Below are 22698 nucleotides of genomic sequence, written 5' to 3'. Positions count from 1 at the left end.
AAAAACAGGGGGCAGCGCCCCCTGTTACTCCTCAGGCTGCTCCATTTCCTCCGGCTTAACGTCCAACTCACCGTTGGCCACCGCCTGAATGGCAATGCTCACAGGTTTCTCTGCCAGCGGCTCACCGGCCATCTCGGCGTCCCGGGCAATGCGGCGGGCCTTGCAGGCCACCACATTCACCAGCTCGTAACGGCTGGGCACCTTTTCCAACAAGTCCTTCATCGCGGGATACAGCATCATAATTAAGACTCCTTACCATTCCAAGATTGGATTTCTTTCCAGCGGGCGGCACACCGCTCCGCGTTTCCTTCTATTGTTACGCAAATTGAGTGAGAATAGACTTGCGGTTCTCCACCCGGCACTCCGCCGCGGTGAGGATGGCCTCGATCTCCGCCACCGCCCCGGACACCTTGTCGTTGATGACCAGATAGTCGTAATGGGGGATCTCCTTAAATTCCACCTTCGCCTTCTCCAGGCGACCGGCAATCACGTCCTCGCTGTCGGTATTCCTGCGGTGGAGACGGCGGGACAGCTCCTCAAAGGAGGGAGGAATGATGAAAATGAACAGGGCGCCGGGACACCGTGCCCGCACCTTGGCCGCACCCTGGACCTCAATGTCCAGCAGCACATCAACCCCCGCGTCCAGCCGCTCCTGGATGGCTTTCAGGGAGGTGCCATAGTAGTTGTTCACATACTCGGCGTACTCCAGCAGCTCGTTGGCGGCAATCATCCGCTCGAACTCCGCCCGGTCCACAAAGTTGTAGTTCACTCCGTCCTGCTCCCCGGTCCGGGGCTGACGGGTCGTGTAGGACACGGAAAAATAGATGTTGTCCCGCTGGCTGAACAGCTCGGCAATGACCGTGCTCTTGCCGACCCCCGACGGCCCGGACAGCACAATCAGCTGTCCCTTTTCCTTTTTCATAGCTCCTCCTCCCCGCTGCTCCGCTCCTTCCCCTCCAGGCGGTCTGCAATGGCCTCGGTGGTCAGGGCGGACAGCACCAGATGGTCGTTGTCCAAAATCAGGACGGACCTGGTCCGTCTGCCATAGGTGGCGTCGATGAGGATACCCCGCTCCCGGGCCTCCTGGGTCAGGCGCTTAATGGGGGCTGACTCAGGGCTGACCACCGCAATCAGGCGCTGGGCAGACACCAGACTGCCAAATCCAACATTGATAAGCTTCAACGCACCGCCCCCTCTCTGCCTCACTCGATATTCTGGACCTGCTCCCGGATCTTCTCAATCTCCGCCTTGATATCCACCACATGGCCGGAGATCTCCAGATCGCTGCACTTGGAGCCGATGGTGTTGGCCTCCCGGTTGAACTCCTGAATCAGGAAGTCCAGCTTCCGGCCGGTGGCGCCCCCTTTGTCCAGCATTCCCCGGAGCTGGTCGATGTGGCTGTGCAGGCGGACGGTCTCTTCGTCCACCGCCACCTTGTCGGCGAAGATGGCCGCCTCGGTGAGGATCCGGGCGGGGTCCAGCTGAGTATTGGACAGCACCTCGTTCATCCTGGCCTCCAGCTTGGCCCGATACTCCGCCACCGTCTGGGGGGAGCGCTGTTCCACCAGGGCCACCTTGTCCTCAATGATGGCGGCCCGGGCCAGCACATCAGCCTTGAGCCGCTCCCCCTCTCGGGTACGCATCTGGTCGAAGTCGGCCAGGGCCCGGTCCAGCACAGAACAGATATCCTTGGCCATTTGCTCCACATCCTCCTCCGCCTTCTCGGCCAGCAGAACCTCGGGGAAGCGGGACAGCAGGGAGACGGAGATGTCATCCGTCAGACTGTAGTCCTCCGCCAGCTTCTTCAGCGCAGTGTAGTAGCCGTCGGCCATTGGCTTGTTGACAGACACCTGCATCTTTTCAGCACCGGTGCTGTCCAGGGTCACAAATACGTCCACCTTTCCCCGGGAAATGGTATCCTGAACCCGGGTCTTGATGGCGTCCTCGGCGAAGAGATACAGCCGTGGAATACGGACGTTGCAGTCAAGATAGCGGTTGTTCACAGAGCGCAGCTCCACTGTGATGGTACAACCGTTGAATGTCTCCTCAGCCCGGCCGTAGCCGGTCATACTCTTTACCATGTTGGTCACTTCCTTACCTGTAATAACTGGGCAATCCTACCTCAGCAGCACGGCCCGCCCCAGGGCGTCAGACAGCTGAAACACAGATAGGCCGTACAGGGATCGCACTGGGCCGCACTGCCGTAGCCCGCAGGCCGGTACCCCCCCATGGGCCCCCGCTGCATCATCGCCAGGGCCTGACGGTACTCTACGTTGCTGGGCTCCATCTGAACGGCCCGGGAGTAGTTCTGCATGGCCTCGTCCAGCCAGCCCCGGCGGTAGGCGATGCTTCCGGACAGGAAATACCACTCCCCGTCCTTCTGCCCAACCCCGTAGAGCAGCTGTTCCGCCCCCTCCAGGTCGCCGGCGTTGATTAGATTCCGGATTCGGCCATAGACAGGATTGCCCCCGGAGGCGTAGCCCTGCTGGTAGCCGCCGTAACTCCCCGAAGCACTCTGGGAGTAGGTCCCGGAGCGCTGCTTGGTGATGGTGTCGTAGGCCTCGTTGATCTCCTTCATCTTCTCCTCGGCCAAATCGGCCAGGGGATTGTTCTGATAGTTATCCGGGTGGTACTTTCGAGCCAGTTCCCGGTAGGCCTTCTTTACCTCTTCGTCGCTGGCATTCTGGCTCACCCCAAGGACAGTGTATGGGTCTCTCATCAGTCGTTTCTCCAAATCTTATGTTTTTTGATCTCTTTCCAGCTTCCATCAAACACGGCCCTCTGCACCAGGGGCAGGCCGAGATACACAATGTTTTCCAGCAGGGGCCGGCGGCAGCCAAATTCCCCCAGCTGGAGAGCGGCTCCCACCAACTCCAGGGAGTGGTCCATGGTCAGCCCCAGGGCTCCATCGTCTCCCCCGGGGCCATAGCGGGCGGCCACCGGATTGTACCGGCGGGCCAGCTTGTCCTCCTCCAGGTCGTCCCGGGCATCGGCCAGATAGATCCACCGGCCCAGGTGGTAGAGCAATTGAGACAGGACCCGCCCCTGTTCCCCTTCCTGCTCCGCGGCGCTCTGGAGAATCCGGGCAAAGGCGTCCGCCGTCCGGTCCAGGGAGGGACAGTTGTCCCGCTCCAGCGCCGACAGCTCCGCCAGACAGCGCCGGGCGGTACCGTCGAAGTCGGGACAGCGGCGGGCCGCCTTTTTGTAGGCGGGTCTCAGCAGCCAGGACAGACTCCGGGCAGGCAGACCGCCCCAAAAGCCGTCGTCCTGGGCGGAATCCCGCAGCTGCCACCAGGCCAGCACTACGCTCTCGTCCGCCGCCCGCTCCAGGGCGGGGCTGTCGGGGCACATGGGCCGTTTCAGCAGGGGGTTGGCGTGGCACCGCCCCTGGCAGGGGCTGAATTTCTCCTCCGGCTCCCACAGCAGCAGGGCCAGAAAGGTAAAGTCGAAGTTGAGCAGCATGGGGGCAATCAGCCCGTACCGCCGCCGCAGGCACCGGCAAAGCCCGCAGTAGGTAGCCCTGTAAAGGTCATAGTCCTTACACTTTAATTCCGGACGGAAGGGCCGCACATAGCCGAACATCCGCCTCTCCTCAGCGCAGCTGCTTCAGAATGGCGAACTCCGGGGCCTGACTTCTGGTGATGGCTCGGTCCATCAGGAACGCCGGGAGAAAACCCGCCGCCAGACCAACCGCCGCCGTCAGCAGTGAGGTCAGCTCGCCCAGCCGCAGCACGCTCAGTCCCAGGGAGTAGCCCAGGCCCAGCCCCACGCAGGGCAGGAGAAAGACCACCACCGAGGTGCTGATATTCCTCTTCCCCGAGGGCTCCACCTCTACAAAGTCCCCGGGCCGGGCCCCGATGGCGTTGGAGGCCAGCGCCAATATCTCCTGGGGAGGCTTGGCGGTACAGCCGGCGCAGGCGCCGTCGCAGTGCAGCCCGCACTCCATCTGCCGCAGCAGAGATACCTCCGCCACCCCGTCCCGGACAATCTTCTTCACAATCGCATTTTGAACCATAGTGCGCCTCTCTTATCTGCTGATGTTCACCGAAATGGTGTAGTTCCCCATGACGCCCACTGTACTCGCGCCGTCCAGATAGACCTGAACCGGAACCTTTCGGGTCCCCTCGCCGGTCACGCCGGCAAGGTTGGCCACCACGCGGATCTGGCTGGCGTCGATGTTGTCCAGATCCTCCTTCTTGCCCCGGACCATCACCAGCACGCTCTGGGTGACCGCCTCGGCATTATAGCCCTCCGGAGCATTGACAATCCTGATGTTGTTTGCCGCAAAGACCTCGGTGTCCAGTCCCTCCACCGTCACGGTGACCGTGGCCGTGGTCAGACCGCTCTCATTGGTCAGGCTGGGGTCCAGCGTGATGGGGAAGGTGAACACGTTGCTGCTGACCACATCGGCCAGACGGACAGAGCCCAGGGAGATCTCCTCCAGCCCCTCCAAATCGGCCTCGGCCCCCGAGACCACAATGGTCTCTGGCTCGATCCCACTCACTGCGTCGTCCTCGGTGGCGCCGCCGCCGGGCAGAAGGTTGACGGTCAGGCGGACCTCCTTGGTCTTCACCACCGGCACCACTACATAGGCCGTTGCGGAGCTGAGGGTCACCTCCAAATCGGTGAGCGGGTTCCCCTGCTGGTCCAGCAGCACCAGAGGCAGGTCGCCGGCAAAGCGCTCGTCCAACTCACTGTCCTTGAGAATGGCCACCACCTTGTCCACCTGATTCACCTGCTCCACCGGACCGCTGACCAGCACCTGTTCCGGCTCAATGGCCGTGGTCCCCATCTGGTAACCCCTAGCTACTCGCCCGTCCAGCTGGAACTCCACGTTATAGCTTTGGGCAAACAGCTTCTCCACCGTCACTGTGATAGTTGACGGCTCCTGGCTCTGGATGTGTACCTCCTCCTCGTTGAAATTCTCCGGCCAGGAGGGGCGGTAGCGCAGGACATTTTCCCCCTCTACACAGCGGGAGACGTCCACCACCACCGACAAATTGTTCCGCTGGCGGATCAGGTCGGTGCGGACACTGGTGGAACCCTCTACTCCCAGCTCCACCACCTGGGGGGAGATGTCGGCGATAGTCAGCCCCTGGCTGGTGAGAACATTGGTCCCTGTGGTCTCCACCCGCACGTTGTGGATGGTGGCGGTGCCGTTGGGGTCTACTGCGGCCCTGATATAGGCCCAGAAGACAATGGCCAGCAGGACCGAAAGCAGCACGCAGACCCACCGCTTTTCTAACAGCCGTCCCATCATAGCCCGTCATCCTCCTCTTTCCTGCCCGCCCCCAGCAGCAGACCCAGCAGGGGCAGAGAGTTCCCCCTCTTCTCCTCCTGCTTGTCGTTGAGCAGCTCGTTGCGCAGCAGCCGTTCCAGAGTCTCCGGGGCCAGGTGCCGCTTGAGCATCCCGCCCACGGCGGCGGAAATGGAGCCGGTCTCCTCCGAGACGATGACCACCACGGCGTCGGAGTGTTCGCTCATGCCGATGCCCGCCCGGTGGCGCATCCCCAGGTCCCGGCTCAGGTTTACATTGCCCGACAGGGGGAGCATACAGCCCGCTCCCACAATCCGGCCGTCCCGGACAATGACCGCCCCGTCGTGCAGGGGGGCCTTGTTCCAGAATATGTTCTTCAGCAGCTCGCTGGACACGCTGCAATCCAGCTCTGTGCCCGTTTTGATCACGTCGTCCAGCAGATTTTGACGCTCAAAGACCATCAGCGCCCCCACCTTGTCCCGGGACAGGTCGGTGTAGGCCTCGGTGGTCTGGATGATGGCGGTCTCCATGTCCTGGCCCGGCTCCTTATTGGCGGCAAAGACCATGCCCAGCCGTCCGCTCCCCATCCGCTCCAAAAAGCGGCGGATTTCCGGCTGAAAGAGGATCACCAGCACCACAATGCCCCACTGTACCAGCTTATCCAGCACAAAGCTGGTGGCGGTCAGGGAGAGGACGTTGTCAGAGGAGAGAAACATCACCGTCATTAAAATCAGTACGCCCCACATCAGCCGCCCGGAGCTGGTTTTGCGCAGCATCCACATGAGCTTGTAGATGACAAAGGACAAAATTGCGATATCCAGAATGTCTGTCAGCTGAATTTGAAGCAGGGGGAAGTTGGACTGCAAAAAAAGCTGAAGGCCGTGAATCAGCTCCGCCACTGCTCTCACCTCATCTCTGCGCATGGAGCGCAAAATAATTCATTATGGTATTATACGATATTTCCACCCGCTTGGCAACCAAAAAGGCGCATTCAACCATGAAATTTTTTTGCTGGCAAAAGAAGCTCAAAAGGGCGGGACACCAAAACAGCCCTGAACCCTGCATGGCTCAAGACTGTTTTCTGTTTGATATCATCACACGCTTACCCAAAAGGAAGCGACTCAGCGTCAACGGGAAGCGGGCCACATTCAGCGGAAGACGGCTCTTCCCCGGAGGGGAGCGTTCCGGCCTCCTTCTGCTGGGCAGCTTTCTGCTTCAAATAGTCCTCCAACTCTGGAAACAGCGCGGAAAACTCGTCGAAAAACTGGTCCCAGCAGACCTCAATCCGGCTCTGGATATCATACATTTCATCTTCTATCCCCTCTTCATCGCAGTACTGCCGGACCCCTTCAATCTCCCCCCGGAGCACACCAGTCTCAGGAAGAATTTGGCCCGTCAGCTGCAGCACCTTCTGGAGCCGGTCAGAAAAATCATTCAGGTACGCTTCCACCGCCCCGATCTCCTCGCCGCCGTCATAGCTGTCATCGCCGTCATCCACATCAACGCTGGGCTCCGAGCTGTCCATTGCCTCCATCGCGTCCCACACCAGGCTGTCATAAGCATCCTGCATATCCGCGCCTTCCGCGCCGAGAATGTCCTCCCAGTCGATCCCGCTCATTGAAATTCCTCCCTGTCCTTTTGTTATTATGATATCATAACTGCGCCCTTCTGGCAAGGGCTCCAGCTGTTTTTTCCGGCGGTTTACAGCCCCGCATTCCGTCAAAATAAAAGTCCCGGGGAGGAGGCACAGACCGCCTCCCGCCCGGAACATTTTGGGGTTCCTGGTCAGTGTTTCGCTGGAATGGAACGGAGGATCTGAAGAAATTGGTCCACCTCCCGCCCGGTATTAAAGGCGGAGACACTGGCCCGCAGGGTCCCTGTCTCCAGGGTCCCTGCGGTCTCGTGGGCCAGTGGTGCGCAGTGGAGCCCCGCCCGCAGTGCGACGCCCCGCCTGCCCAGGGCCTCGCCCAGATCCTCGCAGTCCCAGCCCCTCAGCCGGAAGGACAGCACCCCGGCCTGGGCGGCAGGGTCGGAGGACTGGAATATCTCCGCGCCAGAGATTCTCTTCATCCCCATCCCCAGGCGGCGGATGAGGGCCGACTCCTGGGCGGCAATCCGCTCCACGCGCCGCCGCTCTACAAAGCGCAGACCTGCCAGCAGGCCGGCGATCCCGGCAATGTTGTGGGTTCCGGCCTCCAGGCGGTCGGGGAGGAAATCGGGCATGGACTGCCGGACGGACTCGCTGCCCGTGCCCCCCTCCAACAGGGGGTCGGGGTCGGCGCCGCACAGCAGCAGGCCGGTCCCCTGGGGACCATACAGACCCTTGTGTCCCGGCATAGCCGCAAAGGCCGCCCCCAGCCGCTGAAAGTCCAGGGGCAGCGCGCCGGCGGACTGGGAGGCGTCCACGATCAGGGGAACTCCCCGCTCCCGGCACAGCTGGGCAATCTCTTCAATGGGCAGGATGAAGCCGAAGACGTTGGACACATGGTTACATACCACCAGGTCCGCCCCCTGATTCAGCTCCTGGCGGAAGGCCTCCACCGCCGCCGTTTGGTCAAAAAGCGGGCTGCGTGCAACCCGGACATCCGCCCGCATCCCGTGGAGAGGGCGGGTGACGGCGTTGTGCTCATAGCCGGAGATGACCACCCGGCTCCCCGGTCTGGCCAGAGTCTTGATGGCAATGTTCAGGCCGTGGGTCGCGTTAAAGGTAAAGACGACTCGCTCCGGGTCCTCCATATGAAACAGCCGGGCCGCCGCCTCTCGGCAGGCAAAGGCCGTATCTGCCGCCGCCATTGCAGGACGGTGACCGCCCCGGCCAGGGCTGGCCAGATGGTTGATGGCCCAGGCCGAAGAGGAGGCCACCGCTTGGGGCTTTTGCAGTGTTGTGGCGGCACTGTCCAGGTAAATCACAGCGCCACCTCCTGATAGCTGCCGTCCCCGGCGGTAATATAGACCCGCTTGGGCGTCAGCCCGACCCGCTGTAAAATCCGCAGGGCGTCAGTGAGGTTCCGCTGGGAAATTTTTACCGAATGGCTGCACCCCTCCCCCGCAATGCTCTTGGGGGAGCGCAGGATTCGGGCCGTGACCCCCGCCCGCTCCAGCGCCGCGGCGGTGCGCTGGGCATAGGTCAGTGAGCGGCACACTATGAGATAATAGAGCATGGCATGGTTCCTTTCCTGGGGCAGGACGTGCCCGCCCCGCAGAAATATCCGGAAGGGAAGGTCTGCGTTCCCCTCTCGCAACCAGCCTATGCAGAAAATTAACCGGCTGACACCGCCTCTAACAATTTTTTTACTTGCTCCTCCGCCTCGCTCAGGCCGGTCCAGACCGTGTAAAAGCCATCCGCATAGGAGTCCTGCACACTTTCCAAGCCCAATATCATCAGCTTCATTGCGCTCAGTCCCCAGGAAATGCGGTCAAACGCTTCCTCCAGCTCCAGTAATAAAATTTTCTGTTCCATAGTTTCCTCCTTGATTTTTTCCCGGAGCTGTGGCATAATGAATTTGCCATCCCTCCGGGTATGGATTTGCCATTCCTCCGGGTTGGTTTGTATAGGGTGTTGGTTGGGTTTCTGAGGCCGCCAACACTCTATTTTTCTTGGCTGAGTTCCTCAACATTGATCTGCCCAATGGTTTCACGCCGTTTGCGAAAGTACTCAGCCCTGCTCTTCGGGGACAATTCATCACCTCCCAGTATTAGCTACATTACAATATGTAGCTAGTATAATGTCAAGCGTAATCCGCTTAATTTTCGCCCAGAGTTGTGGTATGATGAGATTGCCATTCCTCTGGGTTGGGTTTCATAGGGTGTTGGTCGGGTTTTTCGGACCGCCAACACTCTATTTTTCAGCCAAATGCTCCAGGACAATCATGCGAATCAGCGCACTAACATTCGTCCCTTTCTGTTCGGCCTCCTCTTTCAGGGCTTCCAAATGCTGTACGGACAGAAAGGTGGTGACCCGTTCTGTGTTGGCCTTTACTCTTGGTGACAATTTGTTCACCTCCTATATGTACATTATGTGTACATCTTATTAATCTGTCAAGTGAAAATTAAGAGGATGTAAGAAAACTTATCTTCCCCTTGATTTTAACCCAGAACCATGGCATAATTAAATTTACCATCCCTCCGGGTTTGGTACAAAGAGTTTCGGTGCGTTTGTGAAAGAGGGCCCGAAACTCTTATTTTTTGTCCAACTCCGCTTTTACCAAATCAATACCTTTCTCGATAATCGCCGCCCTGCTGACGCCCAGCTTTTCAGCGCAGTACATTAGCTTTTCGGCGGTCTCCGCTCCCATTCGCATCTCGAAACGCAGTTGTTTGGAGTGTTCGGATTTTGGTCTTGGGGACATGTTTTCACCTCCATTCCGGTCCTCACATATATTATAATTATACGGGCCGGAATTGTCAAGCCCAATATAAAATAAACCCAGCGCATTTGCGCTGGGTGTTCTCTTTATTTATTCATCAGCAGACACACCGCATGGGCGGCCATACCCTCGCCGGAGCCGGTAAAACCCAGTCCCTCCTCGGTGGTGACCTTCACGTTGACCTGGTCAGGAGAAATCCCCATAACCCGGGCCAGGTTCTCCCGCATCGCCGGGATGTGAGGCGCCAGCTTGGGCCGCTGGGCTAAAATCGTGGCGTCCACATTGCCCACGGCGTACCCCCGCTCCTCCAGCAGCGCCGCCACGCGGGCCAGCAGCTTCAGGCTGTCCGCCCCCTTGTAGGCGGGGTCAGTATCGGGAAAGTGCTTCCCAATGTCCCCCAGCCCGGCAGCCCCCAGGAGGGCATCCATGACAGCGTGGGTAAGGACGTCGGCGTCGGAGTGGCCCAGCAGGCCCCGGTCCCAGGGGATATCCACGCCGCCTAAAATCAGCCTCCGCCCCTCCGCCAGCCGGTGGACGTCGTAACCGTGTCCCATCCTCATAACAGGCCCTCCACTCTGCCCTGCAAAATGGCCTCCCCCAGGACCAGGTCCAGAGGGGTTGTGATTTTCAAGTTCTCCCGGCTGCCCTCGGTGAGGGTGACCCGCATTCCTAACCGCTCTACCGCGCCGCAGTCGTCGGTAAGCAGTTCCCCGTCCTCCAGCGCCTTCTGGATGGCCCCCTTGATGAGCCCCGCCTCAAAGACCTGGGGGGTCTGCACCGCCCACAGCCGGGAGCGGTCCACCGTCTCCACCGTCAGGCCGTCCTCGCTGCGTTTCACCGTGTCGGTAAGGGGAACAGCGGGGGCGGCGGCTCCAGTGAGGGAGGCGCGGGCCACGGTATCCCGGATGATCTCCTGGGTCACCAGAGGCCGGGCGCCGTCGTGGATGGCGATCAGGTCCGCCTCTGGGTCCGTCTCCCTCAGCCCCGCCTGAACGGAGTAGATCCGCTCCTTTCCCCCCACAATCACCTTGCGTACCTTGTCCAGATTGAACTCCTTACACAGCCGGCCCACCTCCACCACCAGGTCCTCCCGGGCCACCACGATAATCTCACCGATGGAGGGGCAGTCCTGAAACGCGTAGAGGGTATGGACCAGCACTGGCAGCTCCCCCAGAGGGGCCAGCACCTTGTCAATGCCCCCCATCCTCCGAGCCAGCCCGGCGGAGACAATCACAACAGAACAACGGGGCGCTCCAGCGCTTTTCTTCCCCCTAAACAGAGAAAACAGGCCCATGCTCCTCACTCCTTATCCGTCAATTTTTTCTTCCGCACCGCGTCCACTATTTTCTCCTGGAACACCAGCTCTTCTGTCCAGCCGGTGTACTCAGTGGCGCTGGTGCATTCAAAGGCTGTCCAGCCCCGGATGTTCCAATTTACCATCCTGATGTCATCAAAGAGGTCGTAGTCCGGGTCCATAATCTCGTGCATCTCAACCCAGCAGTCACAGTCCTGCTCCGCCAGAGGATCAGAAAAGTCCAGAAAAACCATGGAGCTGGGGCAGGCCCAGAAGCACCCCCAGACGGCCAGCAGATTGGTCGCACTGTCATAGGCCGCGTTGGTCCAGATGAAGGTCTCCTGCCCCATCCGGTCATCCAGCAGCCAGGAGCGCTCCGGGATATAGTGCAGCGTCCGCCCGGTCTCCACCTCCAGCACACTGTAGCCGTACAGGTCCTCCCGGAAAATCAGATAGTGCATCCCGTTGGCGTGGACAATCAGCTTGCAGAACTCCCCGTCATAGTCCAGATTGTCCCAAGTATACACCACCTGTCCCCCGCTGTCCAGCAGCTGGTGCCGGGCGGCGCGGAGCTGGTATTTCCTCTGACCTGCGTAGTAGTCCGTGCGGACCGACCAGCCGTCAAAAAGCTCCTGACACTTTCCAGGCAGCGAGGCGCGGTGTTCCTCTGAAAACACAAAGGCGCACTCCTGGCGGTACGCCTGATACTGCGGCGTGTGGTAGACGTTCATAGCTTCCTCCTCAGGTCTGCTGGTGGTGCATGGAGACCACCTGGCAGTGGGGACAGATTTCTATGTACAGGTTTCCCTCCATAAAATCCAGGTTCTCCCACTTGATCTGGGCCAGGTACTTCATGGTCTGCCCGCAGTTGGGGCAGGGGTAATACTGGGCGTCCTGAATCCAGCTGGCAAAGCCGCCCACCGTGGAGTCCTCGTTGATCCCCAGGAAGCCCGCCCCGTAGAACACTGGAACCGCTCTCTCCCCCAGCACATAGGGGTTACCAGCCATCTGCTCCACATCCTCATCGCTGATTTCATACCCCATCCCCATCTCATAGGGCAGAACGGCGGTGCTCCCCCCGTCCAGAGTAAAGCGGGAGTAAGCCGGCTCGCACCATGGGACGCAGGCGGGGCAGCAAGTGGCAGTAACAATGCCGTCCAGCCCCAGGAAGCGCAGCCGCTGGTCCCGGCCGTCCAGGGTCAGGACATCCACCAGCTTACTCTTACAGTGGGGACAGCGGTCCTCCCGGGGCCGGAAGACCTGAGCGGCGGCATCCCTTTTCCGGTCCCCCTTGATGAGGGGGTAGCAGGTATCAAAATTCAGCTGCCGCCGGTTTCCCGCCCTGTCGAAGGTCCAGCCGCCGATTTGGGCATAAACCGAGGGGTCCACATACAGCTTCTCCCGCCAGGGACGGGGGTGCTCCTCCAGCTCCCGAAGAACCTCCAGGGACCGGTCGTCCCCCTGCATGGCCAGACAGCACATCAGCCGTGAGGCTGTCATAGATTGCTCTGTCTCCAGCAGGACCCGAATCAGCCCGTCCCGAACATCCTCCGGAGCGTGGTAATAGATCTCACAGGGGTAGTACAATTCCAGCTCCAGGGCGGCCCGCTGGAGTTCGGGCGTAATGGCGTTGTGGCAGGACAGCAGCGCCCAGAAATCATTGTCCCAGGCGTCCTCCTTCAGCTGGTCCAGATGGGCAAGCAGTTCCCTCTGCTTCTCCTGGACCTGCTCCGGCGTCCAACCCTCTCTGCCCTGGCGCCGCCGCTGGACCTCACACTGCGGGCACATTCCCCGCCAACTCAGCTCCCTGCCGCAGGATGGGCAGCGATGGGTCTGTTGTTCGCTCATGGTCTCCCCTCCTTATCCCAGCATATAAAATATGGCGGCCCTTTCATTCCTCTTTGGAACAAAAAAGCCGCCCCGCTGTTATCAATTCATCATGCCAGTGCGGTGTTCAGCTCCTCCTCCACCGACTCGTAGCTGACGCTCTTAGACAGTACAATTTCAGAGATGAGAATCTGCTTGGCGGAGTGGAGCATCTTCCGCTCACCGGTGGACAGGCCCCGGTGCTGGTCCCGGAGGGTGAGCCCCTTAATGACCCGGGCCACCTCCAGCAGGTCGCCGCTCTTCATCCGCTCCATGTTCTCCCGGTAGCGGTGGTTCCAGTTGGCAGTCATCTCCACCTGAATATCGGGGATGGCGGCCAGGACCCGGTCTGCCTGTTCCTGATTCACCACCGGGCGCATGCCGATTTCCTCACAGTTCTCCGTGGGAATCATCACAACCATGGAGCGGTTGGGCAGCTTCAGGATGTAATAATCCCGCACCACGTCATCCACTGTCTTCTGCACCACACTGTCTACAACTCCCGCCCCATACATGGGGTGGACCACCTTATCCCCGATTTGAAACACCTGTTACCTCACTTTCTCTCATCCGGTTCCCGGCCTTTTCCAATGCGATCCGCCAAAAATTAGTTCTATTATAACAAATTTTCCCCATTTTTGCAAGAGAAAAACCGAAGTTTTCAAAAATTTTCGGCTCAATATTTCCAGCTTTTCCAGCCGCTCGCATAAAAAGAGAGCCCAACCGCAGGACGGTCAGGCTCATTGGACTCAAAATTACTCCTCCTCGGCGGGGGCGTCGTCCTCCTCCTCGTAGGCGGGGGCCTCCAGCAGGGCGCGGATGGACAGGGAGATCTTCTTGTTCTCCATATCCACGTCGGTGATCTTCACGTCCACCTTGTCCCCCTCGGCCACCACGTCACCGGGCTTCTCCACCCGATGGTCAGCCAGCTGTGAGATGTGGATCAGGCCGTCCACACCGGGTACCACCTCGGCAAAGGCGCCGAAGGTCATCAGCTTGACAATGCGCACATTGGCGGTATCGCCCACCTGATAGGTGCTGGTGAACACGGTCCAGGGCTCCTGGCTGCGGTCCTTCATACCCAGAGAGATCTTCTTCTTCTCCTTGTCGGCGGAGATGACGTACACATCCACGGTGTCGCCCACCTTGACCACCTCGGAGGGGTGCTTGATGCGGCTCCAGGACAGCTCGGAGATGTGGACCATACCGTCCACGCCGCCGATGTCCACGAAAGCGCCATAGGAGGTGAGGGACTTGACGGTACCGGTGTAGCGCTTGCCGTCCTCAATCTCGGCCCAGACCTTCTCCGCAGCGGCGGCCCGTTCGGCACGGGTGACCCGGCTGATGGAGCCCACAACCCGGCGGCGGGCGCGGTTGACCTCGGTGATGACCAGACGGACCTTCTGCTTCAGCAGCTCGCTCATGGGAGTCTCCCGGGGCAGACCGGTCTGGGAGGCGGGCACAAACACTCGCACGCCCTTGACGGACACGACTACGCCGCCCTTATTGTCCTCGGTGACGAAGCCCTCCACCACGGTCTCGTTCTCCCGGGCGGCCTCGATCTCCTCCCAGCCCTTGTTGATGTCCAGGCGGCGCTTGGACAGCTTGACCAGGCAGTCCCGGTCGCTGACCTGCATGACAATGGACTCGATCTCGTCGCCCACCTTCACAATGTCCTCCACCTTCACAGTGGGGTCATCGCTGAACTCGGTGAGGGCAATGTAGCCGGGATACTTGATGCCCAGCTCCACCTGGACTTCGGTGGGCGTGATTGCCACAACGGTGCCGGTGACCTTATCTCCATTATTTAAAGTTTTGATCGATTCCTCCAGCAGCTCCGCAAAGGATTTTTCGATCTCCATGATTTCTTCGCTCATTTTGTCATAGACCTCCTTTATTATCCACGCAGGCGTTGACGCGCCCGCAGTGATGCCGACCATATCCGCTTGAGGCAGCTGCTGGTTTTGCTCCAAATCCTCCGCCCGCTCAATAAGCAGAACGTTGGGACAGAACTCTCCGCAGATCTCCGCCAGCCGTTTGGTATTGGAGCTCTGCCGGTCGCCCACCACCACCATCAGACCGCACTGGGCGGCCAGCTGGCGGGCTTCCTCCTGGCGTTTGGACGTCGCTCCGCATATTGTATCAAAAAATTCCGCGTTTGTACATAGTATTTTTGCTTTTTTCACGCAATTGTCCCAAATTTTCTTGGTGGAGGTAGTTTGGGATACAAAACTGAGGGGCAAATTTCGTCGGTCCTCCCCACAATTCAGCCATTTTTCTAAATCTTTTTCCCCGGAAACCACCACTGGAGCCCTGCACCACCCGGCGATGGCAAGTACTTCCGGGTGGTCCGGCGTACCCACGATCACAGGCTGGCGGCCCCGGCGTTCCGCATCCTCCACAATCTGATGGATGTGGGCCACGTTGGGACAGGTGGCGTCGAAGACCTCAATCCACCGCCAGGCAAAATGCTCGTGGACGGCCCGGCTCTCTCCGTGGGAGCGGATAATGACGGCACAGCCGTCGGGGACCTGCTCCGGACGGTCCACGGTCCGAATCCCCTGGGCGGCCAGACGGTCGATGACATTCTTGTTGTGGATGATGGGACCCAGCATGACACAGGGCACACCCTGAGCCGCCTTTTCCTCCGCCATCTCCACCGCCCGGCGGACGCCGTAGCAGAAACCGGCGGACTTGGCCAGCATGAGCTTTTTCATTCTACGCCCTCCCCCAGAGCCTGCACCCGGTCCATCAGGTCCTGGGCCATGGTCTGGAGCTCCTCTGTGGTGGGCTTGCGGCCCTCGTACTCCGGAGTATAGGGTTTCCCAATTACCACCGTATTACGCCGGAACCGCTTTTTTTTGCGCTGTATGTACACCGGCAGCAGCGGGACCCCCGTGCGGGTCGCAAAGAGGGCCGCCCCCACCTTGGCCTGGACGTCCTCCCCGTCGTGGACCCGGGTTCCCTCGGGGAACATGAGCAGCTTGTCGCCCTCCTTGAGGAACTTCATGGCAGTGCGTACCGCCTTGACATCGGTGGTGTCCCGGTCCACGCCGAAGACCCCGGCCTTACCCAAAATCCAGCCCACAAAGGGGACCCGCATGATCTGCACCTTGGCCATTGCCCGCATGGGCCACTTGTAACCAAAGGCAAAGACCACGTAGAAGGGGTCGCCAATGGTGGAGTGGTTGGGGCAGATGACCGCCGGACCCTGGGGAATGTTCTCCCGGCCAATGGCCCGAATGGGGTGGAGCAGTCGGAAATAGGGCCAGATGATGATGTAGAGGAGATGGAAAAACCCGTCCATCCGCTTTTTCCGGCCTTCCGGCGTCTCCTTGGCCGGGGATTTTTTTATCGTCTCGTCTTTCACAGACTGATCCTCTCCTTTACCAGGTACAGCAGCCGGTCCATGCTCTGTGCCAGATTCAGTTCGGTGGTATCCAGCAGCACAGCGTCCGCCGCCTGCTGTAAAGGTGCAACAGAGCGGTGCTCGTCCTGATAGTCCCGTTCCTTGATGTCCTGGAGGATGGCTGCAAAGCCGGCCTGCTCCCCTCGCTGCTCCAGCTCCAGAAGGCGGCGGCGCGCCCGGGCCTCCGGAGCGGCGGTGAGGAAAATCTTTACGTCCGCGTCGGGCAGGACCACCGTGCCAATGTCCCGGCCGTCCATGACGATGTTGTGGGACCGGGCCAGCCTGCGCTGAAAGTCCAGCAGAAAGGAGCGCACCTCCGGAATGGCCGAGACCCTGGAGGCAAAGCCGGATACCCGGTGCTCCCGAATGGCCTCCGAGACGTCCTCACCCGCCAGGTACATCCGCTGCACCCCGTCAGAGCCGTAGTCCATGCGGATCTCCAGCCCCTCCAGCAGCGGGATCACCTGAGCCGGGTCGCTTGGGTCCGCATTCTCCCTCAGTACCTTCAGCGCTACCGTCCGGTAAATCGCCCCCGTGTCTACGTACAGATATCCCAGCTCCTTCGCCAGCTTCCGCGCCAGCGTGCTCTTCCCCGCCCCCGCGGGCCCATCTATCGCTATGCTTCTCAATTACAATCCCCCTTATTGTTCTTTTTCTTGGTAAAGACATAGAGCCCCTTAGCGAATGCGAAGCGTGAGCTTAGGGGCTCTTAGTGCCGCGAAGCGGTAAAAGAACCCAAAAGAAACTTTTGCGCAAAACTCCGCTGCGCTCCGTTTTGCTTTCTACCTTTTATCGCGGCCCAGGAGATAATCGGCAGTTACACCAAAATAATCGGCGAAAAAGTTCAGGACTGTGATTGGGGTATTCACCTCTCCATATTCAAAACGCTGATAATGTCTCAGAGTAAGACCCATAATTTCAGCCATCTCTCTCTGTTTCAGCCCTTTTACCTCCCTCAGCGCCTTTATTCGCTTTCCAAATTCAACCAATAATTCTTTATCCATAAAAATTTCCCTTAACTCTTTTGCTGCGTTGTATTCTGCCGCTCCTCTCGCCCCAACAAATAATCGGTAGTCACACCAAAGAAATCAGCAAAAAAATTTAAGGTCGTGGCAGGGACATTTACCTTTCCATATTCAAAACGCTGATAATGCCGGTCTGTAATACCCATAATTCCGGCCATATCTATCTGCTTTAAACCCTTTGCTTGTCGTAGGGATTTTAGGCGTTTTCCAAATTCTACCAACATTTTTTTCTCCATAATACACCCCTAAATCACTTGACACCACCGATATTGTCGTGTATAATAGCACCACAGAACCTGTCGTATGAGGAGGAAAATCAATATGTCAGACCTTATGCACTGGATGTATGACCATTATATCAAACCCGAAATCGAAAACCAACCCAAAGATGACGCGGAAGGGCTGTGGCTTGACTCACTGAACAACGAATTGGACCCGCAAATGAGGCGAACGCTGCAAAAGGCCCTCTCCTACTATGCCGTTCAGGGCTTCCGTCTGGGCGTGCGCACCGGAATCACGCTGGAGAGGGACCTGCGCTAAACCGCAAAATATTTGGGGGCCACGTGCTCACACAGCCACACGCCGTTTTCGGAGCGGTAGAACACAACCCCGTCCCGGGCCATCGCCGCCGCCTCAACGGTCACCACCACCGGGATGCCGTGGCGCTTGCCCACCGCCAGAGCGGTTTCGAAGTCGCCGGAGAGGTGGACGTACTGACGGCTCATTTTCCGGATGCCCTCCCTGTGAATGGAGGGGAGGAACCGGGTAGCCGTGCCGTGATAGAGATATTGGGGCGGCTGTTTCTGCTTCAATTCCACGTCAACCCCAATGGAGTGACCCTGATTGGCGCGGATTTTGGTGTGAGACTCGTTGAATGCGTACCGCTGCTTGTTGTTCTCCTGAACGATTCGCTCCAGCGTCTCCATGTCCATGCGCCGTCCGGAGCGGTTGACCCCATCCAGCAACTCCTTCACATCTGCCCAGCCGTGTTCATCCAGGACAATCCCCGCCGCGCCGGGATCGTGGCGCAGCACCAGACTCAAAAAGCGGCCCAGCCTGATATCCGACTTGCTCTGTTCCATTATCCAATCTCCTTCTGCTTGCCCAATCCATCATTCCTCAACCCAGCCCAAAATATATCAATCAAACTTCTAAATACCAATTCCTGTAACCGGGCGGCTGGCCGAAGTTACCGCAAGACGCCAGAGCGAGGAAAAAGTTCTTTTTGCTTCTTTTTCTTTCAAGAAAAAGAAGGCCCGTCCGGCGAGGACACGTACTCCGCCGCACTCTCTCCCGCCGCCCGGCCTGTGGCCCAGGCGATTTGCAGGTTGAAGCCGCCGGTGTAGGCGTCCACGTCCAGCATTTCCCCTGCGAAAAACAGACCGGGGACCTTTTTCGACTGCATGGTCCGGGGGTCCACCTCCGACACCTTTAGCCCTCCGGAGGTAATAATCGCCTCATCAATGGGCCGGGGCCCGGACACCGCCACCGAAAAGCACTTGAACAGCTCCAGCAGGCGGCGGCGCTCCTGCTTTGTCACGTCGTGAGCCTTCTTGTCCCCCGGGATTCCGGCCCGCTCCAGCAGAACGGGGACCAGCAGCCGGGGCGCCAGCGCTCCCAGAAGATTGTCCATGTCCTTGTTGGCCCCACCGGAAAACTCCCGCACCAGACGGGCGTCCAGCGTCTGCTCATCCAGGGCCGGCTTCAAATCAATGGCGCAAACGTACTGCTCTTTCTCAAAATTCCGCATATGGGCGCTGGCGGACAAAATCAGCGGTCCCGACAGCCCAAAATGTGTAAACAGCAGCTCTCCCTGCTCCTGATAGACCACCTTTTTCCTGGAGCTTTTCACCGTCAGCACCACGTTTTTCAGGGCCAGCCCCTGCATCCGTGCGCAGCACTCATCCGGGGACTCCAGGGGCACCAGAGAGGGTTTTATGTCAATGATTGTGTGACCCAGCTCCTCTGCCATCCATAAACCATCCCCCGTGGACCCGGTAGCGGGATAGGACAGGCCGCCGGTGGCAAGGATTACCGCCTTACAGGCTTCTTCCCAGCCCCACTTGTCTGCCGCAGTGCCTACTTCCACCCCAGATACCGCCCCGTTTTGACAGGAAATGGAGGTTATTCTCCCCCACTGGATCTGGACCTTCAGCCGCTTCAGCTCCCGAAATAGGGCGTCGATGATATCAACGGACTTGTCCGAGGCAGGAAACACCCGGTTCCCTCGCTCCACTTTCAGCGGGACTCCCAAGGACTCAAAAAACTCCTCAACCCAGGCGGGCGGGGTGTGGTCCAGGGCACTGTAGAGAAATTTTCCGTTCCGGGGCACCGCCGCCCGGACCTCCTCCGGGAAACAGTGGTTGGTCACGTTGCACCTGCCCTTGCCGGTGATGTACAGCTTGCGGCCCACCTTTTGATTGCGCTCCACCAGGGTCACAGACGCCCCCTGCCGGGCGGCGGCAATGGCGGCCATCATGCCGGCGGCTCCGCCCCCCACCACGATCACGTCAGGCGAGTTCATTCCTGCACCTTCTCGTAGACGCCATACTCCTCCCAGATATCCTCCAGAGTGCGGAAGGTGCGGGACAAGTCATCGTTCTTCCTCTGGCTCACCGCCACCAGGAGAGCGTTGACCAGGGACAGCGGCGCCACCAGGGAGTCCACAAAGGAGGCCATATCACTGCGGGCCATCAAGGAATATCTGGAGATGGGGACCAGGGGGGAAGCCTCGTTATCGGTGATCGCCACTGTGGCCGCACCCCGGTCCCGGGCAAAGCTCATTGCCTGGACGGTCCGGCTGGAGTACCGGGGAAAGCTGACGCCAATCACCACGTCCTCCTCCCCAACCCGCAGCAGGCTCTCAAAAATCTCGCTGGCGGTGTTGGCGGACACCAGCACCACGTTTTCAAAAATCAAGTTAAAATAGAAGTACAGGAAGGAGGCGATGGTGGCCGAGGAGCGGACTCCGATGATATAGATCTTGCGCGCCGCCACAATGGCGTCCACCACCTGATTGAAGCTCTCCCGGTCCAGCTCCTCCAGAGTCACGCGAATCTTTTCCATGTCCGACTGGAGCACCATGGACAGCAGGTCCTGGCTGCCCAAGCGGTCGTTGGTCACCTCAATACGCTGGACCGTGGTCAGCCGGTTGCGGATCATCTTTTGAAGGGAGCGCTGCATATCCGGGTAGCCCTCATAGCCCAGCTCCGAGGCGAAGCGGACCACGGTGGACTCGCTCACCCCCACCTTCCTGCCTAGGCTGCTGGCCGTCATAAACGCCGCTTTGTCGTAGGATTCCAAAATAAAGTTGGCGATTTTTTTCTGTCCCTTGGAAAATGTGTCTGCGTTCTCCTGAATCACAGTTAGGATATCACGGTTCATCTCTTCCGGCCCCCGATCAACTCATTAGCAAACATTGTACTCGTTTTTGGGAAGAAATGCAAGAGGCTCTTGCAGGAATTTTGCCATTTCCCTGCAAAATCTCTATACGCTGGTCAGCAGCAGCAGCTCCTCATCCGTCAGGGGCCGCCACTGCCCCGCTTTCAGGGAGCGGTCCAGCAGAAGGCCCCCCTCCCGAATGCGCTTGAGCCGCAGCACCTCCAGCCCAGCCTGGGCGCACATCCGCCGCACCTGCCGGTTTTTCCCCTGGTGGATGGTAATGGAGAGCTGGTGGACTCCCCCGCTGTCCCGTCCCCGGCGCACCTGGGCGGGGGCCAGCTCCTCTCCGTCCAGCACCATAGGGGCGGACAGCATAGGCAGCGCCCGGTTCACGTTTCCCGTAGCCCAAACCAGATATTCCTTTTCTACCTGGTGGCTGGGGTGGAGGAGTTGGTGGGTGAGGGCGCCATCGTCGGTGAGGAGGAGCAGACCCTCAGAGTCCATGTCCAGCCGCCCCACCGGCCACACCCGCACGCCGCAGCCCTCGGTCAGATTGGCCACCGTCTTGCGGCCCTTCTCGTCGGAGAGGGTCGTGACGTAGCCCCGGGGCTTGTTCAGCATCAGGTAGGTCCTGCCGCCGCCGGGGCTGAGGGGCCTGCCGTCCACCAGGACCACATCCCGGTTCAGGTCCGCCCTGTCCCCCAGGTGGGCTGTCTCGCCGTTGAGGGTAACCCGCCCTGCGGCAATCCACCCCTCCGCCGCCCGCCGGGACGCCAGCCCGCAGGCGGATATCAGTTTTTGCAGTCGTTCCTCCACGGACCTGCCTCCTTTTTGCCCTCGCCGGGCGGGGGTTCTGTCTTTTGAGGTTTTATCTTTTTTGCTCGCTCAGCGGTCTGCCGCCCCTCACAGCTCCCGCAAACGCTCCAGGAACTCCCCCAGCCAGCCCAGAGGCTCCGCCGCGTCACAGGGGATCTCCCTGCCCGTCACCAGCGGCACTCTGGCCAGCTCCTCCGCATTGACATAACACACCATCTCCCCCACCTGGCTCCCGGCAGACACCGGCGCGGTAAGGGCGGTCTCGCTCAGCTCACAGATCACCTCCGCCCGCTCTCCGGCGGACAGGGCAGCGGTCAGATCCTCCGCCGCCTCAATGGGACAGGTGGGCATCAATCCGCCGGACACGGGCAGCTGTCCCATCCCCTCCCCCGCCCGGGTCAGAGGGCTGGCCTGGTACGCGGCAAAGCCCCAGTCGAAGAGGGCAGTATGGTCCGCCCAGTCGCTGGGGGCATTTAGGGTTACGCAAATCAGGGTCATCCCATCCCGTTGGGCGGCGCTGACCAGAGTACGGCCCGCCTTCTCGGTATAGCCCGTCTTCAGGCCGATGCACCCCTCGTACCGCCACAGCAGCTTATTGTGGTTGGTGAAGGTACGGGTCCCCAGGGTGATGGACTTGGTGGCGACCATTTGGGCCAGCGTCTCATTCTCCAGGCAGGCCCGGGCCAGCAGAGCCATATCGTAGGCGCTGGAGTAGTGCCCCTCCTCATTCAGGCCGTTGGGGTTGGCAAAGCTGGTATCTTTCATGCCCAGCTCCCCGGCTCTGCGGTTCATCTGAGCCACAAAATTCTCTACGCTTCCCCCGCAGTGGCCGGCCACCGCCAGCGCCGCGTCATTGCCAGAGCGCAGCAGCAGTCCGTAGAGCAGGGCCTCCAGGGTGATTTCCTCCCCCGGGCGCAGATAGATGGAGGAACCCTCCACCCCCGCCCACTCCGGGGCAATGGTGACGGCCTCTTCCAGGCCGTGCCCCGACTCCAGCGCGGTCAGAGCGGTCATCAGCTTTGTAATGCTGGCAATGAGCCGGCGGGTATGGCTGTCCTTCTCATAGAGGACCCGCCCGGTTCCGGCGTCCATCAAAACGGCGCTGGCGGCAGATATCCTGGGCGGAGCGCCCTCCGCTCTTACGGCGGGCAGACAGCCCCACAGCAGTGCTCCGGCCAGCACCATGGAAAAAAGTCGCTTCAATACTTGCCACCTTCTTTTTAAAATTCCAACTGGGTGACATTAGTATGGAGCGGCTTTTCTCCTTTATTTCCAGGGAATTT

At 59.8% G+C, this 22698-nt stretch carries 32 protein-coding genes; 1 reads left to right on the top strand and 31 read right to left on the bottom strand.

The window, feature by feature from the left end:
* Nucleotides 1–24 precede the first annotated feature (24 nt).
* The 26 genes from rpoZ to D1646_RS08695 form a co-directional block, all read right to left on the bottom strand.
* Nucleotides 25–240 (bottom strand): DNA-directed RNA polymerase subunit omega, encoded by a 216-nt coding sequence (gene rpoZ / locus D1646_RS08820; RefSeq protein WP_160636108.1) that lies wholly within the window; start codon nucleotides 238–240, stop codon nucleotides 25–27.
* Nucleotides 241–316: 76 nt separating this feature from the next.
* Complete coding sequence (gene gmk / locus D1646_RS08815; protein ID WP_160636107.1) at nucleotides 317–922, bottom strand: guanylate kinase; 606 nt, start codon at nucleotides 920–922, stop codon at nucleotides 317–319.
* Nucleotides 919–1182: a DUF370 domain-containing protein gene (locus tag D1646_RS08810; protein WP_160636106.1), complete on the bottom strand. Its 264-nt coding sequence runs from the start codon at nucleotides 1180–1182 to the stop codon at nucleotides 919–921. Before D1646_RS08810 ends, gmk begins: the two co-directional genes overlap by 4 nt.
* Before the next feature lie 20 nt (nucleotides 1183–1202).
* Nucleotides 1203–2081 carry a YicC/YloC family endoribonuclease gene (locus tag D1646_RS08805; protein WP_160636105.1) on the bottom strand — a complete coding sequence of 293 codons (879 nt, stop codon included), beginning with the start codon at nucleotides 2079–2081 and terminating at the stop codon, nucleotides 1203–1205.
* A gap of 41 nt (nucleotides 2082–2122) precedes the next feature.
* On the bottom strand, nucleotides 2123–2719 hold the full coding sequence (locus tag D1646_RS08800) for a DnaJ domain-containing protein (RefSeq protein WP_160636104.1): 597 nt from the start codon (nucleotides 2717–2719) through the stop codon (nucleotides 2123–2125).
* The gene (locus D1646_RS08795; RefSeq protein WP_160636103.1) at nucleotides 2719–3582 is read right to left on the bottom strand and encodes a DUF5685 family protein; all 864 of its coding nucleotides are present in this window, start codon (nucleotides 3580–3582) and stop codon (nucleotides 2719–2721) included. Before D1646_RS08795 ends, D1646_RS08800 begins: the two co-directional genes overlap by 1 nt.
* Nucleotides 3583–3592: 10 nt before the next feature.
* Nucleotides 3593–4015, bottom strand: a complete 423-nt coding sequence (locus tag D1646_RS08790; protein WP_160636102.1) for a SoxR reducing system RseC family protein — start codon at nucleotides 4013–4015, stop codon at nucleotides 3593–3595.
* A gap of 12 nt (nucleotides 4016–4027) precedes the next feature.
* Nucleotides 4028–5260 carry a CdaR family protein gene (locus D1646_RS08785; protein ID WP_160636101.1) on the bottom strand — a complete coding sequence of 411 codons (1233 nt, stop codon included), beginning with the start codon at nucleotides 5258–5260 and terminating at the stop codon, nucleotides 4028–4030.
* Nucleotides 5257–6156 carry a diadenylate cyclase CdaA gene (gene cdaA / locus D1646_RS08780; RefSeq protein ID WP_347565170.1) on the bottom strand — a complete coding sequence of 300 codons (900 nt, stop codon included), beginning with the start codon at nucleotides 6154–6156 and terminating at the stop codon, nucleotides 5257–5259. The genes D1646_RS08785 and cdaA overlap by 4 nt, the downstream gene beginning before the upstream one ends.
* Before the next feature lie 203 nt (nucleotides 6157–6359).
* Entirely contained in the window at nucleotides 6360–6875 is a 516-nt protein-coding gene (locus tag D1646_RS08775; protein WP_160636099.1) for a hypothetical protein, read from the bottom strand.
* Between the two features lie 167 nt (nucleotides 6876–7042).
* A complete protein-coding gene (locus D1646_RS08770; RefSeq protein WP_160636098.1) occupies nucleotides 7043–8167 on the bottom strand; it encodes an aminotransferase class V-fold PLP-dependent enzyme in 1125 nt (374 codons plus the stop codon).
* Nucleotides 8164–8418: a DUF3343 domain-containing protein gene (locus D1646_RS08765; RefSeq protein ID WP_160636097.1), complete on the bottom strand. Its 255-nt coding sequence runs from the start codon at nucleotides 8416–8418 to the stop codon at nucleotides 8164–8166. Before D1646_RS08765 ends, D1646_RS08770 begins: the two co-directional genes overlap by 4 nt.
* A 98-nt stretch (nucleotides 8419–8516) precedes the next feature.
* A complete protein-coding gene (locus tag D1646_RS08760) occupies nucleotides 8517–8717 on the bottom strand; it encodes a hypothetical protein (RefSeq protein WP_160636096.1) in 201 nt (66 codons plus the stop codon).
* A gap of 378 nt (nucleotides 8718–9095) precedes the next feature.
* On the bottom strand, nucleotides 9096–9248 hold the full coding sequence (locus D1646_RS08755) for a hypothetical protein (RefSeq protein ID WP_160636095.1): 153 nt from the start codon (nucleotides 9246–9248) through the stop codon (nucleotides 9096–9098).
* A gap of 187 nt (nucleotides 9249–9435) precedes the next feature.
* On the bottom strand, nucleotides 9436–9606 hold the full coding sequence (locus tag D1646_RS08750; protein ID WP_160636094.1) for a ribbon-helix-helix domain-containing protein: 171 nt from the start codon (nucleotides 9604–9606) through the stop codon (nucleotides 9436–9438).
* A gap of 104 nt (nucleotides 9607–9710) precedes the next feature.
* Nucleotides 9711–10184, bottom strand: coding sequence for a 2-C-methyl-D-erythritol 2,4-cyclodiphosphate synthase (ispF, locus tag D1646_RS08745; RefSeq protein ID WP_160636093.1), 474 nt, complete (start codon nucleotides 10182–10184; stop codon nucleotides 9711–9713).
* Entirely contained in the window at nucleotides 10181–10918 is a 738-nt protein-coding gene (ispD, locus tag D1646_RS08740; RefSeq protein WP_160636092.1) for a 2-C-methyl-D-erythritol 4-phosphate cytidylyltransferase, read from the bottom strand. The genes ispF and ispD overlap by 4 nt, the downstream gene beginning before the upstream one ends.
* A gap of 5 nt (nucleotides 10919–10923) precedes the next feature.
* Complete coding sequence (locus D1646_RS08735) at nucleotides 10924–11649, bottom strand: hypothetical protein (protein ID WP_160636091.1); 726 nt, start codon at nucleotides 11647–11649, stop codon at nucleotides 10924–10926.
* A 10-nt stretch (nucleotides 11650–11659) separates the two neighbouring features.
* Nucleotides 11660–12766, bottom strand: coding sequence for a hypothetical protein (locus tag D1646_RS08730; protein ID WP_160636090.1), 1107 nt, complete (start codon nucleotides 12764–12766; stop codon nucleotides 11660–11662).
* 89 nt (nucleotides 12767–12855) lie between these two features.
* Nucleotides 12856–13332 (bottom strand): CarD family transcriptional regulator, encoded by a 477-nt coding sequence (locus tag D1646_RS08725; protein WP_160636089.1) that lies wholly within the window; start codon nucleotides 13330–13332, stop codon nucleotides 12856–12858.
* The gene (locus tag D1646_RS08720) at nucleotides 13313–13537 is read right to left on the bottom strand and encodes a hypothetical protein (protein ID WP_160636088.1); all 225 of its coding nucleotides are present in this window, start codon (nucleotides 13535–13537) and stop codon (nucleotides 13313–13315) included. Before D1646_RS08720 ends, D1646_RS08725 begins: the two co-directional genes overlap by 20 nt.
* 2 nt (nucleotides 13538–13539) lie before the next feature.
* Nucleotides 13540–15501, bottom strand: coding sequence for a bifunctional 4-hydroxy-3-methylbut-2-enyl diphosphate reductase/30S ribosomal protein S1 (locus D1646_RS08715; protein ID WP_160636087.1), 1962 nt, complete (start codon nucleotides 15499–15501; stop codon nucleotides 13540–13542).
* On the bottom strand, nucleotides 15498–16154 hold the full coding sequence (locus D1646_RS08710; protein WP_347565169.1) for a lysophospholipid acyltransferase family protein: 657 nt from the start codon (nucleotides 16152–16154) through the stop codon (nucleotides 15498–15500). Before D1646_RS08710 ends, D1646_RS08715 begins: the two co-directional genes overlap by 4 nt.
* On the bottom strand, nucleotides 16151–16822 hold the full coding sequence (cmk, locus tag D1646_RS08705; RefSeq protein WP_160636086.1) for a (d)CMP kinase: 672 nt from the start codon (nucleotides 16820–16822) through the stop codon (nucleotides 16151–16153). Before cmk ends, D1646_RS08710 begins: the two co-directional genes overlap by 4 nt.
* A 153-nt stretch (nucleotides 16823–16975) precedes the next feature.
* Complete coding sequence (locus D1646_RS08700) at nucleotides 16976–17197, bottom strand: helix-turn-helix transcriptional regulator (RefSeq protein WP_160636085.1); 222 nt, start codon at nucleotides 17195–17197, stop codon at nucleotides 16976–16978.
* A gap of 11 nt (nucleotides 17198–17208) precedes the next feature.
* Nucleotides 17209–17454: a helix-turn-helix transcriptional regulator gene (locus D1646_RS08695; RefSeq protein ID WP_160636084.1), complete on the bottom strand. Its 246-nt coding sequence runs from the start codon at nucleotides 17452–17454 to the stop codon at nucleotides 17209–17211.
* Between the two features lie 85 nt (nucleotides 17455–17539).
* On the opposite strand from D1646_RS08695, the gene D1646_RS08690 reads away from it, so the two are divergent.
* A complete protein-coding gene (locus D1646_RS08690; protein ID WP_160636083.1) occupies nucleotides 17540–17758 on the top strand; it encodes a hypothetical protein in 219 nt (72 codons plus the stop codon).
* Here the strand turns inward: D1646_RS08690 and D1646_RS08685 are convergent.
* The 5 genes from D1646_RS08685 to D1646_RS08665 all read right to left on the bottom strand — a co-directional run bounded on the left by D1646_RS08685 (nucleotide 17755) and on the right by D1646_RS08665 (nucleotide 22618).
* Entirely contained in the window at nucleotides 17755–18300 is a 546-nt protein-coding gene (locus D1646_RS08685) for an RNA 2'-phosphotransferase (protein ID WP_160636082.1), read from the bottom strand. The two genes, D1646_RS08690 and D1646_RS08685, sit on opposite strands and share 4 nt — an antisense overlap.
* A 158-nt stretch (nucleotides 18301–18458) precedes the next feature.
* Nucleotides 18459–19742 (bottom strand): NAD(P)/FAD-dependent oxidoreductase, encoded by a 1284-nt coding sequence (locus tag D1646_RS08680; RefSeq protein ID WP_160636081.1) that lies wholly within the window; start codon nucleotides 19740–19742, stop codon nucleotides 18459–18461.
* Nucleotides 19739–20602, bottom strand: coding sequence for a MurR/RpiR family transcriptional regulator (locus tag D1646_RS08675; RefSeq protein ID WP_160636080.1), 864 nt, complete (start codon nucleotides 20600–20602; stop codon nucleotides 19739–19741). The genes D1646_RS08680 and D1646_RS08675 overlap by 4 nt, the downstream gene beginning before the upstream one ends.
* A gap of 102 nt (nucleotides 20603–20704) precedes the next feature.
* Nucleotides 20705–21415: a pseudouridine synthase gene (locus D1646_RS08670; RefSeq protein WP_160636079.1), complete on the bottom strand. Its 711-nt coding sequence runs from the start codon at nucleotides 21413–21415 to the stop codon at nucleotides 20705–20707.
* An 87-nt stretch (nucleotides 21416–21502) separates the two neighbouring features.
* On the bottom strand, nucleotides 21503–22618 hold the full coding sequence (locus D1646_RS08665) for a D-alanyl-D-alanine carboxypeptidase family protein (RefSeq protein WP_160636078.1): 1116 nt from the start codon (nucleotides 22616–22618) through the stop codon (nucleotides 21503–21505).
* Between the last annotated feature and the right edge of the window lie 80 nt (nucleotides 22619–22698).

The sequence above is a fragment of the Pseudoflavonifractor sp. 60 genome (genome assembly GCF_009911645.1).
Classification (GTDB): domain Bacteria; phylum Bacillota; class Clostridia; order Oscillospirales; family Oscillospiraceae; genus Lawsonibacter.
Note: the sequence above shows the minus strand (reverse complement) of the source record. Positions and strands in the feature narration are given on the sequence as shown.

Coding starts and splice junctions, on each gene's coding strand:
- D1646_RS08700 (WP_160636085.1), bottom strand. CDS start 17,197: ATGGATAAAGAATTATTGGTTGAATTTGGAAAGCGAATAAAGGCGCTG.
- D1646_RS08800 (WP_160636104.1), bottom strand. CDS start 2,719: ATGAGAGACCCATACACTGTCCTTGGGGTGAGCCAGAATGCCAGCGAC.
- D1646_RS08785 (WP_160636101.1), bottom strand. CDS start 5,260: ATGATGGGACGGCTGTTAGAAAAGCGGTGGGTCTGCGTGCTGCTTTCG.
- gmk (WP_160636107.1), bottom strand. CDS start 922: ATGAAAAAGGAAAAGGGACAGCTGATTGTGCTGTCCGGGCCGTCGGGG.
- D1646_RS08680 (WP_160636081.1), bottom strand. CDS start 19,742: ATGAACTCGCCTGACGTGATCGTGGTGGGGGGCGGAGCCGCCGGCATG.
- ispF (WP_160636093.1), bottom strand. CDS start 10,184: ATGAGGATGGGACACGGTTACGACGTCCACCGGCTGGCGGAGGGGCGG.
- D1646_RS08765 (WP_160636097.1), bottom strand. CDS start 8,418: ATGCTCTATTATCTCATAGTGTGCCGCTCACTGACCTATGCCCAGCGC.
- D1646_RS08730 (WP_160636090.1), bottom strand. CDS start 12,766: ATGAGCGAACAACAGACCCATCGCTGCCCATCCTGCGGCAGGGAGCTG.
- D1646_RS08735 (WP_160636091.1), bottom strand. CDS start 11,649: ATGAACGTCTACCACACGCCGCAGTATCAGGCGTACCGCCAGGAGTGC.
- rpoZ (WP_160636108.1), bottom strand. CDS start 240: ATGATGCTGTATCCCGCGATGAAGGACTTGTTGGAAAAGGTGCCCAGC.
- D1646_RS08795 (WP_160636103.1), bottom strand. CDS start 3,582: ATGTTCGGCTATGTGCGGCCCTTCCGTCCGGAATTAAAGTGTAAGGAC.
- D1646_RS08805 (WP_160636105.1), bottom strand. CDS start 2,081: ATGGTAAAGAGTATGACCGGCTACGGCCGGGCTGAGGAGACATTCAAC.
- D1646_RS08690 (WP_160636083.1), top strand. CDS start 17,540: ATGTCAGACCTTATGCACTGGATGTATGACCATTATATCAAACCCGAA.
- D1646_RS08715 (WP_160636087.1), bottom strand. CDS start 15,501: ATGAAAAAGCTCATGCTGGCCAAGTCCGCCGGTTTCTGCTACGGCGTC.
- D1646_RS08750 (WP_160636094.1), bottom strand. CDS start 9,606: ATGTCCCCAAGACCAAAATCCGAACACTCCAAACAACTGCGTTTCGAG.
- D1646_RS08685 (WP_160636082.1), bottom strand. CDS start 18,300: ATGGAACAGAGCAAGTCGGATATCAGGCTGGGCCGCTTTTTGAGTCTG.
- D1646_RS08695 (WP_160636084.1), bottom strand. CDS start 17,454: ATGGAGAAAAAAATGTTGGTAGAATTTGGAAAACGCCTAAAATCCCTA.
- D1646_RS08760 (WP_160636096.1), bottom strand. CDS start 8,717: ATGGAACAGAAAATTTTATTACTGGAGCTGGAGGAAGCGTTTGACCGC.
- D1646_RS08675 (WP_160636080.1), bottom strand. CDS start 20,602: ATGAACCGTGATATCCTAACTGTGATTCAGGAGAACGCAGACACATTT.
- D1646_RS08790 (WP_160636102.1), bottom strand. CDS start 4,015: ATGGTTCAAAATGCGATTGTGAAGAAGATTGTCCGGGACGGGGTGGCG.
- ispD (WP_160636092.1), bottom strand. CDS start 10,918: ATGGGCCTGTTTTCTCTGTTTAGGGGGAAGAAAAGCGCTGGAGCGCCC.
- D1646_RS08775 (WP_160636099.1), bottom strand. CDS start 6,875: ATGAGCGGGATCGACTGGGAGGACATTCTCGGCGCGGAAGGCGCGGAT.